The 12,917-nt window shown below is 51.4% G+C and carries 13 protein-coding genes; 5 read left to right on the top strand and 8 right to left on the bottom strand.

From position 1 onward, the window contains the following. Positions 1-195 precede the first annotated feature (195 nt). From OGV65_RS20905 to OGV65_RS20890, 4 genes are read left to right on the top strand one after another with little or no spacing between them, the layout of a single operon-like run. Positions 196-1,410 (top strand): PfkB family carbohydrate kinase, encoded by a 1,215-nt coding sequence (locus OGV65_RS20905; protein WP_286455384.1) that lies wholly within the window; start codon positions 196-198, stop codon positions 1,408-1,410. A gap of 15 nt (positions 1,411-1,425) precedes the next feature. Then, on the top strand, positions 1,426-2,187 hold the full coding sequence (locus OGV65_RS20900) for a glutamine amidotransferase (protein WP_049283109.1): 762 nt from the start codon (positions 1,426-1,428) through the stop codon (positions 2,185-2,187). A 54-nt stretch (positions 2,188-2,241) separates the two neighbouring features. Continuing rightward, positions 2,242-3,213 carry a DMT family transporter gene (locus tag OGV65_RS20895; protein WP_049283110.1) on the top strand — a complete coding sequence of 324 codons (972 nt, stop codon included), beginning with the start codon at positions 2,242-2,244 and terminating at the stop codon, positions 3,211-3,213. After that, a complete protein-coding gene (locus OGV65_RS20890; protein WP_049283111.1) occupies positions 3,210-4,244 on the top strand; it encodes a phosphotriesterase family protein in 1,035 nt (344 codons plus the stop codon). The genes OGV65_RS20895 and OGV65_RS20890 overlap by 4 nt, the downstream gene beginning before the upstream one ends. A 44-nt stretch (positions 4,245-4,288) precedes the next feature. On the opposite strand, the gene ggt is transcribed toward OGV65_RS20890, so the two are convergent. Next, on the bottom strand, positions 4,289-6,034 hold the full coding sequence (ggt, locus tag OGV65_RS20885; protein WP_046274514.1) for a gamma-glutamyltransferase: 1,746 nt from the start codon (positions 6,032-6,034) through the stop codon (positions 4,289-4,291). Between the two features lie 118 nt (positions 6,035-6,152). On the opposite strand from ggt, the gene OGV65_RS20880 reads away from it, so the two are divergent. Continuing rightward, positions 6,153-6,593, top strand: a complete 441-nt coding sequence (locus OGV65_RS20880) for a DUF2756 family protein (RefSeq protein ID WP_016157658.1) — start codon at positions 6,153-6,155, stop codon at positions 6,591-6,593. On the opposite strand, the gene ugpQ is transcribed toward OGV65_RS20880, so the two are convergent. The 7 genes from ugpQ to livF form a co-directional block, all read right to left on the bottom strand. Then, the gene (ugpQ, locus tag OGV65_RS20875; RefSeq protein ID WP_200108440.1) at positions 6,590-7,333 is read right to left on the bottom strand and encodes a glycerophosphodiester phosphodiesterase; all 744 of its coding nucleotides are present in this window, start codon (positions 7,331-7,333) and stop codon (positions 6,590-6,592) included. The genes OGV65_RS20880 and ugpQ overlap by 4 nt on opposite strands. Further along, positions 7,330-8,400, bottom strand: a complete 1,071-nt coding sequence (locus tag OGV65_RS20870) for a sn-glycerol-3-phosphate import ATP-binding protein UgpC (protein WP_016154829.1) — start codon at positions 8,398-8,400, stop codon at positions 7,330-7,332. The genes ugpQ and OGV65_RS20870 overlap by 4 nt, the downstream gene beginning before the upstream one ends. Positions 8,401-8,402: 2 nt before the next feature. After that, positions 8,403-9,248 (bottom strand): sn-glycerol-3-phosphate ABC transporter permease UgpE, encoded by an 846-nt coding sequence (ugpE, locus tag OGV65_RS20865; RefSeq protein ID WP_003023450.1) that lies wholly within the window; start codon positions 9,246-9,248, stop codon positions 8,403-8,405. Then, positions 9,245-10,132 carry a sn-glycerol-3-phosphate ABC transporter permease UgpA gene (gene ugpA / locus OGV65_RS20860; protein WP_016154830.1) on the bottom strand — a complete coding sequence of 296 codons (888 nt, stop codon included), beginning with the start codon at positions 10,130-10,132 and terminating at the stop codon, positions 9,245-9,247. The genes ugpE and ugpA overlap by 4 nt, the downstream gene beginning before the upstream one ends. A gap of 112 nt (positions 10,133-10,244) precedes the next feature. After that, on the bottom strand, positions 10,245-11,561 hold the full coding sequence (gene ugpB / locus OGV65_RS20855; protein WP_016154831.1) for a sn-glycerol-3-phosphate ABC transporter substrate-binding protein UgpB: 1,317 nt from the start codon (positions 11,559-11,561) through the stop codon (positions 10,245-10,247). Positions 11,562-11,809: 248 nt separating this feature from the next. Continuing rightward, positions 11,810-12,091 carry a hypothetical protein gene (locus OGV65_RS20850; protein ID WP_095715580.1) on the bottom strand — a complete coding sequence of 94 codons (282 nt, stop codon included), beginning with the start codon at positions 12,089-12,091 and terminating at the stop codon, positions 11,810-11,812. A gap of 101 nt (positions 12,092-12,192) precedes the next feature. Continuing rightward, entirely contained in the window at positions 12,193-12,906 is a 714-nt protein-coding gene (livF, locus tag OGV65_RS20845; protein ID WP_085951092.1) for a high-affinity branched-chain amino acid ABC transporter ATP-binding protein LivF, read from the bottom strand. Positions 12,907-12,917 lie beyond the last annotated feature (11 nt).

The raw sequence follows: 12,917 nt of genomic DNA, 5'->3' as shown, positions 1-12,917 counted from the left end.
CCGTCGTCATGTTCAGGCCTAACAACCACCTGAATTATATGGTTATTCACCTTTTTATCTTCATCGCTATTTTTCGTAACGTTAATAATATTAATATTACATTTTTGTTTTTTTTTGGTTTCTGCCATCACTTTATGGTGACAATCACAACAATATACTTCTCCTGGGACTAACTTAACCACGGTGAGGTAAAAAATGAAATTTGAACGCCATCATAGAATATTGAAAGAAATCAGTATTTCGGGAGTTGTAAAAGTTTCAAATCTGGCGAAAAGTCTCAAGGTAACAAAAGAAACCATTCGCTCAGATCTCAATGAACTTGCCGGACAGGGATATCTCACTCGCTGTCATGGTGGTGCATTTATTACCCTTGATTCTCTTGATAACGTTGCAAAAAACGAAATTGCTTATGTGCTGGAAAAATATGAATCAGCGCAGAAAATAAAAAAAGGTCTCTCTGCCATGAAAAATAATGTATGTGTTATTGGCTCGTTCAATGTTGATATTATCAGTTACCTACCGAGGCTACCCTCGACAGGAGAATCATTACTTGCCGATAAATTTATTTTTTCGCCAGGCGGTAAAGGATGTAATCAAGCATTAGCAGCAAGCTATGCCGATTCTGATGTGCATTTTATTACTAAAGTAGGGTCAGACCATTTTAGTGATTACGCCATTAATTTTATAAACTCATCAAAAATCCATAAAAGTGTAATCTACCAGACCAAAGAAACACAAACTGGTACAGCTACCATCATGGTGAATGGAGATACCGGGGATAACGTCATCGCTATCTATCCCGGTGCTAATATGACAATTTCACCTGATGAAATCACCATACAAAAAGAAGCCATTACTCATTCAGATATTATACTTGTACAACTGGAGACAAATTATGAGGCGCTTCAGCAAACAATTCGTCTCGCACAAAAAAATGACATACCGGTAATTATCAATCCAGCGCCATACAATGAAATGGTCAATACCATCATTGATGACATCGATTATATTACGCCAAATGAAACCGAAGCTGGTCTTCTGGCAAACATGTCCGTCAATGACATTGAGTCAGCCAAATGTGCAGCGAAGATTATTCATCAGAAAGGTGTAAAAAATACCATTATTACTTTAGGTAGCAAAGGATCTCTCGCTTATGACGGAACGCAATTCATCTATTCTCCGGCATTCCCGGCAGTTGTAAAAAACACCGCAGGAGCTGGCGACGCCTTCAATGGCGCACTCGCATCTGGCCTTGCTAAAGGAAAATCACTGGCATCCGCATTATGCTACGCCAGCGCATTCGCCTCGCTTGCTGTTGAAACACCCAATGCCTCTGACATGCCAGAAAACGAATCCGTTCTACATCGCATTCAGAGTTCACATTACAAACAAACTATCTCAACTCACTAAATCAAGGAGCAGACTATGAACAATACGCAGAAAAAACTAAAGGTGCTCTTTATTGGAGAATCTTGGCATATTCACATGATTCATTCAAAAGGTTATGACAGCTTTACCTCCAGTAAATATGAAGAAGGCGCTACATGGTTACTGGAATGCTTAAAGAAAGGTGGTGTGGAAATTGATTACATGCCTGCTCACACCGTACAAATCGCATTTCCAGAAAGCATTGATGAACTAAACCGTTATGATGTCATTGTCATTAGCGATATCGGCAGCAATACATTCCTGTTGCAAAACGAGACATTCTATCAGCTCAAAATAAAGCCAAATGCTCTGGAATCAATTAAAGAGTACGTCAAAAATGGTGGTGGTCTGCTTATGATTGGCGGCTATCTGTCATTTATGGGTATTGAGGCAAAGGCCAATTACAAGAACACCATTCTTGCCGAGGTCTTGCCAGTTATTATGCTTGACGGCGATGACCGAGTAGAAAAACCAGAGGGTATCTACGCTGAGGCTGTCTCGCCTGAACATCCTGTTGTAGACGGATTCTCAGACTACCCGATATTTCTTGGATATAACCAGGTTGTCGCCAGAGAAGATGCTGATGTCGTATTAACAATAAATAATGACCCTCTATTAGTGTTCGGTAAATACCAACAGGGTAAAACCGCCTGTTTTATGAGTGACTGTTCGCCGCACTGGGGAACTCAGCAATTCATGTCCTGGCCGTTTTATACCGACCTGTGGGTTAACACGCTTCAATTCATCGCCAGAAAATAAAAAAACAATGGAGTAACGAAAGTTACTCCTTTTATAAAATATAAGGATTGATGTATGAACAAGAATAAGTACTCAACCCCCTTACTGATGCTTGCAACCATCTTAGCCGGTATGCTTTCCCCAATGCAGTCTGCCGTTAATGGGCAATTGGGACACTGGTTGCAGGATGGTAATGCTTGCGCAGTAATCTCTTTCGCCAGCGGTCTGGTCGTCATGTTTTTTATTATTATTGCGCGTAAAGAAACACGCCATCAATTCGCGTCGATCCCTACGCTGATTAAAAAGCGGAAAATCCCCTTGTGGAATTGGTTTGCCGGGTTATGCGGGGCGATGGTCGTATTTTCTGAAGGCGCATCAGCCAGCGCGTTAGGCGTTGCCACTTTTCAAACTGCTTTAATTTCCGCCCTGCTCCTTTCCGGCCTGCTGTGCGACCGTTTTGGCGTCGGTGTGGATGAGAAGAAATATTTCACGCCATGGCGCGTTACTGGCGCATTGTTCGCTGTTATTGCCACGATTTTTGTCGTGTCGCCACAGTGGCACTCAACCTCGTTTATCCTGCTGGCTATCCTTCCATTTTTGGCAGGATTACTCGCTGGCTGGCAGCCTGCGGGGAATGCCAAAGTCGCCGAGGCAACGGGATCCATGCTGGTTTCCATTACCTGGAACTTCATCGTCGGCTTTTGTGTCTTGGGTGCTGCGCTGGCGATACGTGTCGCATTAGGGCACGTCACCGTCCAGTTACCCGATACGTGGTGGATGTATCTCGGTGGCCCGCTGGGTCTGCTGTCCATCGGGCTGATGGCGATTCTGGTCAGAGGCTTAGGACTATTAATGCTGGGTGTCGCCTCTACCGCGGGTCAGTTACTGGGATCGGTGTTGATTGATGAGTTAATCCCATCATTAGGCAATACGGTCTATCTGGTCACCATCATCGGTACATTATTCGCGTTAGTAGGTGCAATTGTTACCACCATCCCCGAATACAGAGCATCCAAAATGGCGAAAAAAATGGAGGTGTCAGGATGAAAGGCTTCCTGCAAACCGTAACGGGCCCAGTGGCACACTCAGAAATGGGTCTGACGCTACCGCATGAGCACCTGTTTAACGATTTGTCATCCGTTGTTGACGAGCCACAGTATGCTTTTTCACAGCAGTTGGTGGGAAAGAAAGTCAGTGCTGACCTGCAGTGGGGACTGAAACACGACCCGTACTGCTGCGCCGATAACATGGACAGAAAAGAGATTGATGATGTCATCTTTGAAATCAATAACTTCATGTCACTGGGAGGCAGGACGATTGTCGACGCGACGGGTTCTGAATCTATTGGTCGGGACGCCACTTCATTGCGGGAAGTGGCATTAAAAACTGGTTTGAATATCGTTGCTTCTTCAGGACCTTATCTGGAAAAGTTTGAAAGCGCCAGGATCCACAAACCTGTCGAGTTATTAGCCTCACTTATTGATAAGGAACTGAATCAGGGGATTGGCGAGACGGATATTCGCGCCGGTATGATCGGTGAAATTGGCGTATCACCCGCTTTTACCCAAGCTGAGCGCAACAGCCTGCGCGCGGCGTCTCTGGCACAACGTAATAATCCCCATACGGCAATGAATATCCATATGCCAGGGTGGCTGCGGCTGGGTGATGAGGTACTGGATATTGTCCTTGAAGAGATGAACGTCTCTCCGGCAAAAGTTTCGCTGGCGCACTCAGACCCTTCAGGAAAGGATGTTGCCTATCAACGTAAAATGCTTGACCGCGGCGTATGGCTTGAATTTGACATGATTGGTCTGGACATTACTTTCCCCAAAGAAGGTATCGCCCCAGGTGTTCAGGACACCGCAGATGCGGTAGCACATCTGATTGAACTGGGTTACGCCGACCAGATCGTATTAAGCCATGATGTTTTTCTCAAACAGATGTGGGCAAAAAATGGGGGGAATGGTTGGGGATTTGTCCCAAATGTTTTCCTCGCCTATCTGGCTGCCCGTGGCGTGGATAACGATACTCTTCGCAAGCTCTGTATTGATAATCCGGCGCGGTTACTCACGGCGTAACTAACATATAGCCCGGCGCCTGATGCCGGGCTATTAATCAACAATCAGTAACCCGCCGTTAAATCATCCACGGAACGCGGGTCGGACGCGCCATACAGTGCGCCATCCGGTCCAACCATAATGCTCTGCGTGCTGCCCATCGCTTCTTTCAGCGCCACTTTCTGTCCTTTTTGCTCCAGCAGTTTGATTGTATCCGGGCTGAAGCCCTTCTCGATGCGAAGCTCGTCCGGCAACCACTGATGATGGAAGCGTGGTGCGTTGGTCGCTTCGGCGACGTTCATCCCGAAATCAATGCTGTTGACCACCATTTGCAGCACAGTAGTGATAATTCGACTCCCGCCTGGGCTGCCGGTAACCAGCCAGGTTTTCCCATCTTTTACCACGATAGTCGGCGACATAGATGACAGCGGACGCTTCTTCGGTCCGACCGCGTTGGCATCGCCGCCTACCAGACCGTATACGTTCGGTACGCCCGGCTTGGCAGAGAAGTCGTCCATTTCATTATTGAGCAGAATGCCAGTGTTACCCGCCACAATACCGGTCCCGAAGGTGGTATTCAGGGTATAGGTCACCGCCACGGCATTGCCGTCTTTATCCACCACCGAGAAGTGAGTGGTCTGATTGCTTTCATACGGGGCGAGCTTGCCAGGTTTAATCTGGCTGGAAGGCTTAGCCTTGTTGATATCAATCTGATCGGCAAGCGTTTTAGCATAGGCTTTGTTGGTCAATGCCTGCCACGGCACTTTCACAAAATCGGGATCGCCCAGATACTCCGAGCGGTCAGCGTAGGCATATTTCTCCGCTTCAGCCATGACCTGCATGGCGTCGGCGCTGCCAAATCCGTATTTCTTCATATCAAAGTTTTCAAGAATATTGAGGATCTGCACGATGTGAATACCGCCAGAGGACGGCGGCGGCATGGAGAAGACCTGATACCCGCGATAGTCACCGCTAATCGGCGTACGTTCCACGGCTTTATAGCTGGCTAAGTCCTCTTTGGTCATCAGCCCGCCGTTCTTCTGCATTTCCCCGGCGATCTGATCGGCAATAGCCCCTTTATAAAACGCATCAGGGCCGCTTTCGGCAATCATTTCCAGGCTTTTCGCCAGGTTCTTTTGCACCAGCTTATCGCCTTTTTTCAGTGGCTCGCCGTCTTTCCAGAAAATGGCTTTGCTGTTCTCGTGATTAGGGAGCACTTCACTGCCATAGGTTTTCAGATCGTCGGCCAGTGCGTCATTAACCACAAAGCCCTCTTCCGCTAGCTTCATCGCCGGACGTACCACTTTGTTCAGCGGCATCGTGCCGTATTTCTCCAGCGCCAGCGAGAAACCCGCGACGGTACCCGGCGTACCGGATGCCAGATGCGACGTCAGCGACTTTTTCGCATCGGCGTTGCCCTGCTCATCAAGGAACATGTCGCGGGTCGCGCCAGCAGGGGCCATTTCGCGAAAATCAATCGCCGTGGTGTTACCGTCTTTGGTACGCAGCAGCATAAAACCGCCACCGCCCAGATTGCCCGCCTGGGGATGCGTCACCGCCAGCGCGTAGCCAACGGCCACGGCGGCATCGACGGCATTCCCACCCTGTTTAAGAATATCCACCCCCACTTGGGTGGCAAGCGCATCCACGGAGGCCACCATCCCCTGCTGCGCGCGCACGGGATGGAACACATCCTCCTCAACACCGTATGATACCGGCGGCGGTGCAGCCGGAGCGGCAGCAACGCTAAAACAACTTCCTGAGAGCAGGGCAGCAATGGCTACCCGGCGTAAAAACGTCGGTTTTATCATCGTTATTCTCCAGATGTATTGGGGTCAGCCCCCACTAAGCCTGGTGCATAACTCTGAAATAATCATCGTAACGGCGAGAAAGGAGTAAACTTAAGAGATCCCCGAGAGGAGAAAAGCGATGAAACGACTCTTACTTTTAGCCATGTTGTTGCCGTTTGCAGGCTTTGCACAGCCCATCAACACCATGAATAACCCGAATCAACCCGGTTATCAGATCCCGAGCCAGCAGCGTATGCAAACCCAAATGCAATCGCAGCAGATTCAGCAGAAAGGGATGCTCAATCAGCAGTTGCAAACGCAGACGCGTATGCAACAACAGCATATGGAAAACCAAATCAATTCCAACTCCCAGCGCGTCCTTCAGTCTCAGCCTGGCGAGTTTAATTCCAGCCAGCAGCAAATGCTGCCCAACAGCAACGGTGGGATGTTAAGTGGAACCCGTAACCCGGACAGCTCGCTGAATAAGCAACATATGCTGTCGGAGAAAAAGAACGGCGACATGCTGAAGCCCTCCAGCACGCCGCAGCCTAACGTTCCGTTAAAAACAATTGGGCCTTAACAGGGCTGGAAATCCGGACCAATCGTATCAATGGCATCGGTACAGATGCAGTCCACTCCCCAGCGCAGCAGTTCCGCCGCGCGCTGGGGTCGGTTGACGGTATACACCAGAATACGCAGCCCTGCGTCGCGCAGCGCATCCACGCGCGCTTCATCCAGCAGCTTGTGATTAAGATGAATAGAGACGCAGCCCAGCCGCGTTGTCAGCTCACGCCAGTCCTCGCGCCACTCATCAAGCAGTAAGCCTCTCGGCAGTTCAGGCGCTGCCTGCTGCGCCGCTTCAAGCGCGTCAATTTCAAAGGATGACAACAGCGGTGGTGTCATTCCCGCCCACAGTTCCCGAGCGGCCAGCGCTACGGCTTTGCCGGTTAACGTTCCGGTGCCGGTGGTGGGTTTAATTTCAATATTCGCCATCATACTGTGCTGACGGCAGCGCTCGGCCACTTGCGAGAGCAGCGGTAGCGGTTCACCTTTAAACTCACCGCTAAACCAGCCGCCGGCGTCCACGCGCAATAAATCCTGCCAGTTCAGCTCGCCTGCCACACCCCAACCATTGCTGGTGCGTTCCAGGTTGTCGTCATGCAGCAAGAAGATCTCACCGTCTTTCGACAATTTAGCGTCAAACTCAATCATGGTATGCCCGTATCGCGCCCCCATGTCGATCGCCGCCAGGGTGTTTTCCGGTGCCAGCTTACCGCCGCCGCGATGGGCGACGATATGGGGGTAAGGCCAGTTACTCATACGCGTTGTCCTGTTTCGCCATCAAAAAGATGCAGATGATTTTCTGGCAGATGCAGCCACAGCGTGCTGCCTGCCGTCGGGCGATGCTGATGCGCCAGTCGCACCACCAGCTTTTGCTCACCCCAACGTCCGTGTGCCAGGTTATCCGCTCCCAGCATTTCCAGCGTGTCGACGACCAACGGCACGCCGCCTTCGGCCTGCGAGCTTAGCGCAATATGCTCCGGGCGGATACCCAACGTCATGTTACGCCCACCAGACTCCCTCGCGCTTCTGCCGAGGGGCAACGTCATGCCGTCATCCAGCTCAAAATGGGTGCCCGAGGCGCTGATGCGCCCGTCCAGCAGATTCATCGCCGGGCTGCCGATAAAACTCGCCACAAAGCGGCTGGCAGGCTTTTCATATACCTCAACCGGCGTGCCGATCTGCTCGGCAATGCCTTTGTTCATCACCATCACCCGCTGGGCGAGGGTCATCGCTTCAACCTGATCGTGCGTCACATACAGTGAGGTGGTTTTCAGTCGGCGATGCAGATGTTGTAACTCCAGACGCATCTGTACGCGCAGCTTGGCATCGAGGTTAGACAGAGGCTCATCAAACAGGAATACCGCTGGGTCACGGACAATCGCCCGCCCCATCGCCACACGCTGGCGCTGACCGCCAGAAAGCTCGCGCGGACGACGCTTGAGCAGTTCACCCAGCTCGAGAATACGCGCCGCTTCTTTCACCCGTTCGGCAATATGCTCCTTGCCCATCCCACGGATTTTCAGCCCCCAGGCCATATTTTCTTCCACGCTCATATGTGGGTAGAGCGCGTAGTTCTGAAAGACCATCGCAATGCCGCGATCCTTAGGCTCCATTTCGGTGACGCGTTTATTATCAATCCAGATATCGCCGCCGCTCACCCGTTCAAGCCCGGCCACCATCCGTAGCAGCGTTGACTTACCGCAGCCGGATGGGCCAACCATCACGATAAATTCTCCGTCCGCGACATCCAGCGTCAGCGGTTTAATCACCTGGGTTTTGCCGTCCCAGCTTTTGGTTACTGCCTGTAGTTTTAAACCAGCCATTTTTATTTCTCACTATCGACCAGGCCACGTACGAAGGCACGCTGCATGGCTAACACGATGATTACCGGAGGGATGAGCGTCAGCAGCATGGCTGCCATTACCTGATTCCACTGCGTGGTGCCTTCACCAGTAGCAATCATGCCTTTGATACCTGCCACCGCAGTGCCCAAATTGACATCGGTAATAATTAACAACGGCCACAAATACTGGTTCCAGCCGTAGATAAAGGTGATCACAAACAGCGCCGCCAGATTGGTTTTTGACAGCGGTAGTACAATATCGCGGAAAAAACGCATCGGTGACGCGCCGTCAATACGCGCCGCCTCAACCAGTTCATCCGGCAGGGTCATAAAAAACTGCCGGAACAGGAACGTCGCAGTCGCCGATGCCATTAACGGCAGCGTCAGACCCGCATAGCTGTCGAGCATTTTCAGGTTGGCGATCACTTCCACCGTCGGGAAAATACGCACCTCGACCGGCAGCATCAGCGTGATAAAAATCATCCAGAAGAACAGGTTACGCAGTGGAAAGCGGAACCAAACGATGGCGAATGCGGAGAGCATAGAGACGGTGATTTTCCCTACCGTAATACTGAACGCCATGATGAAACTGTTGAGCATCATCAGCCAGAACGGCGCGCTGTTAACGCCCACGCCGTTGACCCAGATGTATTTCATGTTTTCCAGCAGCTGTGTGCCGGGAACCAGCGTCATCGGCGTTTCAAAGACTGCTTTGTTATCCAGCGTCGCCGCGACAAACGCGACGTACAGCGGAAACAGGATCACCATGATCCCCATAATCAACATGGCATGGCTGAATATTGTCAGCCCACGACGATTCTCAATCATTGGTAACGCACCTTACTTTCCACATAGCGGAACTGCACCACCGTCAAAATAATGACCAGGAACATCAGCACTACCGATTGGGCGGCCGAGGCGGAGAGATCCAGCCCGACAAAGCCTTCGCGATAGATCTTATAAATCAACGTAGTGGTCGCCTGTACCGGCCCACCCGCCGTGGCGGCATCGATCACCGGGAAGGTATCAAAGAAGGCATAAACCAGATTCACCACCAGCAGAAAGAAGCTGACCGGTGCAATCAGCGGCAGCGCCAGCTTAAAGAAGCGGCGAACCGGTCCCGCACCATCAATCGCGGCGGCTTCAATCAGCGACCGCGGAATAGACTGTAGTGCGGCAAAGAAGAACAGGAAGTTGTAACTAATCTGCTTCCAGACCGACGCAAACACCACCAGAAACATCGCCTGACCGCTGTTTTGCGCATGGTTCCAGTCATAGCCAAACTCACCGAGAAAATGGGTAATCAGCCCGCGCCCTGGGTTAAACAGGAAGATCCACAATACGGCGGCGACGGCGGGCGCGACGGCATAAGGCAACAGCATCAGCGTCTGGTAAAAACGGCTGCCGCGCACCACGTAATTCACCAGCGCCGCAAAAAATAACGACACCAGCAAACCGCTTACCGTGACTAACGTACTGAACTTAATGGTGGTCCAGAATGAATCAAGGTAGTACGGGTCATGAAACAGCGCGATAAAGTTTTCCAGTCCGACAAACTGGCTAGAAAGACCAAACGGATCAACGGATTGTAGTGAATACCACAGCGCTTCACCGGCGGGCCAGATAAAGAAAATAACGGTGATAACCAACTGCGGGGCCACCAGCAAATAGGGAAGCCAGCGCGAGCGGAACACCGGACGGGATGAAGACATGTAGGTTCTTTTCCTGGAAGGTGCCAGATTGCGGTGCACACACCGTATCCGGCCTACAAACTACACGCATTTGTAGGCCGGGTAAGTCGCAGCCGCCACCCGGCATTTCACATTACGATTTAGTCGATTGCTCAAAGCGGCGCAGTAACTGATTGCCACGCTCAACGGCAGCATCCAGCGCCTGCTGCGGGGTTTTCTTCCCGGTCCAGACGCTTTCCAGTTCTTCATCTACGATGGTGCGGATCTGCGGCATGTTGCCCAGACGCAGCCCTTTGGTGAACGGCAACGGTGGCTTGTTCAGCATCTGGCGGGTGGCGATATCAGCCCCAGGATTCTTATCATAGAAGCCCTGCTCGCGGGTCAAGTCGTACGCGGCGGTGGTAATGGGCAGGTAGCCGGTCTTCTGGTGCCATTCGGCAGCAATTTCAGGCTTCGCCAGGAAGTTGAGGAACTGCGCCACACCTTCGTAGGTTGCTTTGTCTTTACCCTGCATCACCCACAGGCTGGCCCCCCCGATAATCGCGTTCTGCGGCGCGCCCTTCACATCGGCATCGTACGGCATCATGCCGACGCCATAGTTGAATTTGGCGTAGTGGCGGATGTCAGCCAGAGAACCGGAAGAGGCGGTGGTAATGGCACAATCCCCGTTATAGAACTTCTCGGTAGACTCGTCTTTACGCCCAAAGTAGCTGAAATCCCCTTTTTTGTTCAACTCTTCCAGCAGGGCGATATGTTTCACCTGTTCCGGTTTATTGAATTCCAGCACCGCATCAGTACCGTCAAAGCCGTTGTTTTTGGTGGCTACCGGCAGACCATTCCAGGCGCTGAAGTTTTCAATCTGAATCCATCCCTGCCAGCCGCTGGCGTAGCCGCACTTCATGCCTGCTGCTTTCAGCTTCGCGGTGTATTCCGCCAGATCCTGCCAGGTTTTTGGCGGCTGCTCAGGGTCTAAACCGGCTTTTTTGAAGGCATCTTTGTTGTAGTACAGCACCGGCGTGGAGCTGTTAAACGGCTGGGAGAGTAAGTGTCCGCTTTTAGAGTCGGTGTAATAACCGGAAACCGTCGGCACGAACTGAGACTCATCGAAGTTAATACCAGCCTCTTTGAATACTTCATAGACCGGTTTAATGGCTTTCGAGGCCATCATCGTTGCCGTGCCCACTTCATAAACCTGTAGTAACGCAGGTGCGTTTCCGGTACGGAAAGCCGCAATACCTGCGCTCAGGCTCTGCTCGTAGTTGCCTTTGTACTGCGGAACAATTTTGTAGTCGGGATTGGCGGCATTAAAACGTTGCGCCAGTGAATCAACTTCTTTACCCAGTTCACCTTCCATTGAGTGCCAGAACGGGATAGTGGTGACGGCCAGAGCCTGACCTGCAAACGCCAGGCTAAGTGCCAGTCCTAAAGCTGTATGTCGTAACGATATCATCGGTTATCTCTCTTGTTGTGCCGGATGCGCGATATCACGCGTTTTATGCTCGCGGGGGTAACATGACATGCTCGAATGACAGAAAAATAACTTTTTTATTACAAAAAAAAGATAGTAAGGCGACAAACAGATGGCAAGGCGGTGAAAGCGTAGTGACAGGAAAATGCGGGGTGGTGCACAACAAAGCCGGGTAACGCTATGTCTTACCCGGCCAGGATGACGTTATCTGTTGCAGCCAGCAAGGAACATTAATCTTTACGCCAGCGTCGTTCATATTCATTCTGTAAACGCTGCTGTTCCCGCCGCTCACGTTCGCGCTGAATATCAGATTTCTCATCTTCCCAGCCCGGGCAGACAGAGGAGGTGAACACTTCACAGGGCGAGCTGGACTGGGCTAACGAGTTGTCCGGTTTCTCTTCCCAGATTGAAGGGTCGCGCGGGTCGAACGCTGGCGGTGTTAAGGCCAGGGTATTTGATGAAAGCGTCAAAAACAAACCGCCAATCATCATGCAGATACCGGAACGTATCATCCTTTCTCCATGTTCACTGTTATTATTGATAACTATTCTCAATAATAACATAGAGCAATAAAAAGGGGCCATATCAGGCCCCCTTATCCATTCAGAGAATGTTAACCGCCCAGATACGCGCTGCGCACTGCTTCGTTAGCCAGTAACGCATCACCGGTGTCTTCCAGCACCACATGACCGTTTTCCAGCACGTAGCCGCGATCGGCGAGCTTCAGCGCCTGGTTAGCGTTCTGTTCGACGAGGAAGATTGTCATCCCCTGCTCGCGCAGTTGTTCGATGGTGTTGAAGATCTGCTGGATGATAATCGGCGCCAGACCCAGCGACGGCTCATCAAGCAGCAGCAGCCGCGGCTGACTCATCAGCGCACGGCCTATCGCCAGCATCTGCTGTTCACCGCCGGACATCGTGCCCGCACGCTGAATTCGACGTTCATGCAGGCGGGGAAACAGGTCATACACCCACTTGATGCGTTCCTGAAACTGGTCCTTTTCGGCAAAGAAGCCGCCCATCGCCAGGTTCTCTTCCACCGTCATGCGGGAAAACACGCGACGCCCTTCCGGAACAATCGCTACCGCTTCGCGCATGATTTTCGCCGTCTGCCAGTCGGTAATGTCTTTACCATCAAAGACAATTCGCCCACTTGTCGCTCGCGGATCGCCGCACAGCGTACCAAGCAGCGTGGTTTTTCCCGCGCCGTTGGCGCCGATAAGCGTCACGATTTCACCCTGATTGATATACAAGCTGACGTCGTGCAGCGCCTGTATCTTGCCGTAGTGGGCGCTGACTTTGTCAAAGGACAACATGACTTTTTCCATATTATGCGTCA

Origin of the sequence: Citrobacter sp. Cb004 (assembly GCF_030337065.1) — a bacterium.
Lineage (GTDB): Bacteria > Pseudomonadota > Gammaproteobacteria > Enterobacterales > Enterobacteriaceae > Citrobacter > Citrobacter braakii.
Note: the sequence above shows the minus strand (reverse complement) of the source record. Positions and strands in the feature narration are given on the sequence as shown.

Coding starts and splice junctions, on each gene's coding strand:
- ugpB (WP_016154831.1), bottom strand. CDS start 11,561: ATGATATCGTTACGACATACAGCTTTAGGACTGGCACTTAGCCTGGCG.
- livF (WP_085951092.1), bottom strand. CDS start 12,906: ATGGAAAAAGTCATGTTGTCCTTTGACAAAGTCAGCGCCCACTACGGC.
- ugpA (WP_016154830.1), bottom strand. CDS start 10,132: ATGTCTTCATCCCGTCCGGTGTTCCGCTCGCGCTGGCTTCCCTATTTG.
- OGV65_RS20850 (WP_095715580.1), bottom strand. CDS start 12,091: ATGATACGTTCCGGTATCTGCATGATGATTGGCGGTTTGTTTTTGACG.
- ugpQ (WP_200108440.1), bottom strand. CDS start 7,333: ATGAGTAACTGGCCTTACCCCCATATCGTCGCCCATCGCGGCGGCGGT.
- OGV65_RS20895 (WP_049283110.1), top strand. CDS start 2,242: ATGAACAAGAATAAGTACTCAACCCCCTTACTGATGCTTGCAACCATC.
- OGV65_RS20870 (WP_016154829.1), bottom strand. CDS start 8,400: ATGGCTGGTTTAAAACTACAGGCAGTAACCAAAAGCTGGGACGGCAAA.
- ggt (WP_046274514.1), bottom strand. CDS start 6,034: ATGATAAAACCGACGTTTTTACGCCGGGTAGCCATTGCTGCCCTGCTC.
- OGV65_RS20890 (WP_049283111.1), top strand. CDS start 3,210: ATGAAAGGCTTCCTGCAAACCGTAACGGGCCCAGTGGCACACTCAGAA.
- OGV65_RS20880 (WP_016157658.1), top strand. CDS start 6,153: ATGAAACGACTCTTACTTTTAGCCATGTTGTTGCCGTTTGCAGGCTTT.
- OGV65_RS20900 (WP_049283109.1), top strand. CDS start 1,426: ATGAACAATACGCAGAAAAAACTAAAGGTGCTCTTTATTGGAGAATCT.
- OGV65_RS20905 (WP_286455384.1), top strand. CDS start 196: ATGAAATTTGAACGCCATCATAGAATATTGAAAGAAATCAGTATTTCG.
- ugpE (WP_003023450.1), bottom strand. CDS start 9,248: ATGATTGAGAATCGTCGTGGGCTGACAATATTCAGCCATGCCATGTTG.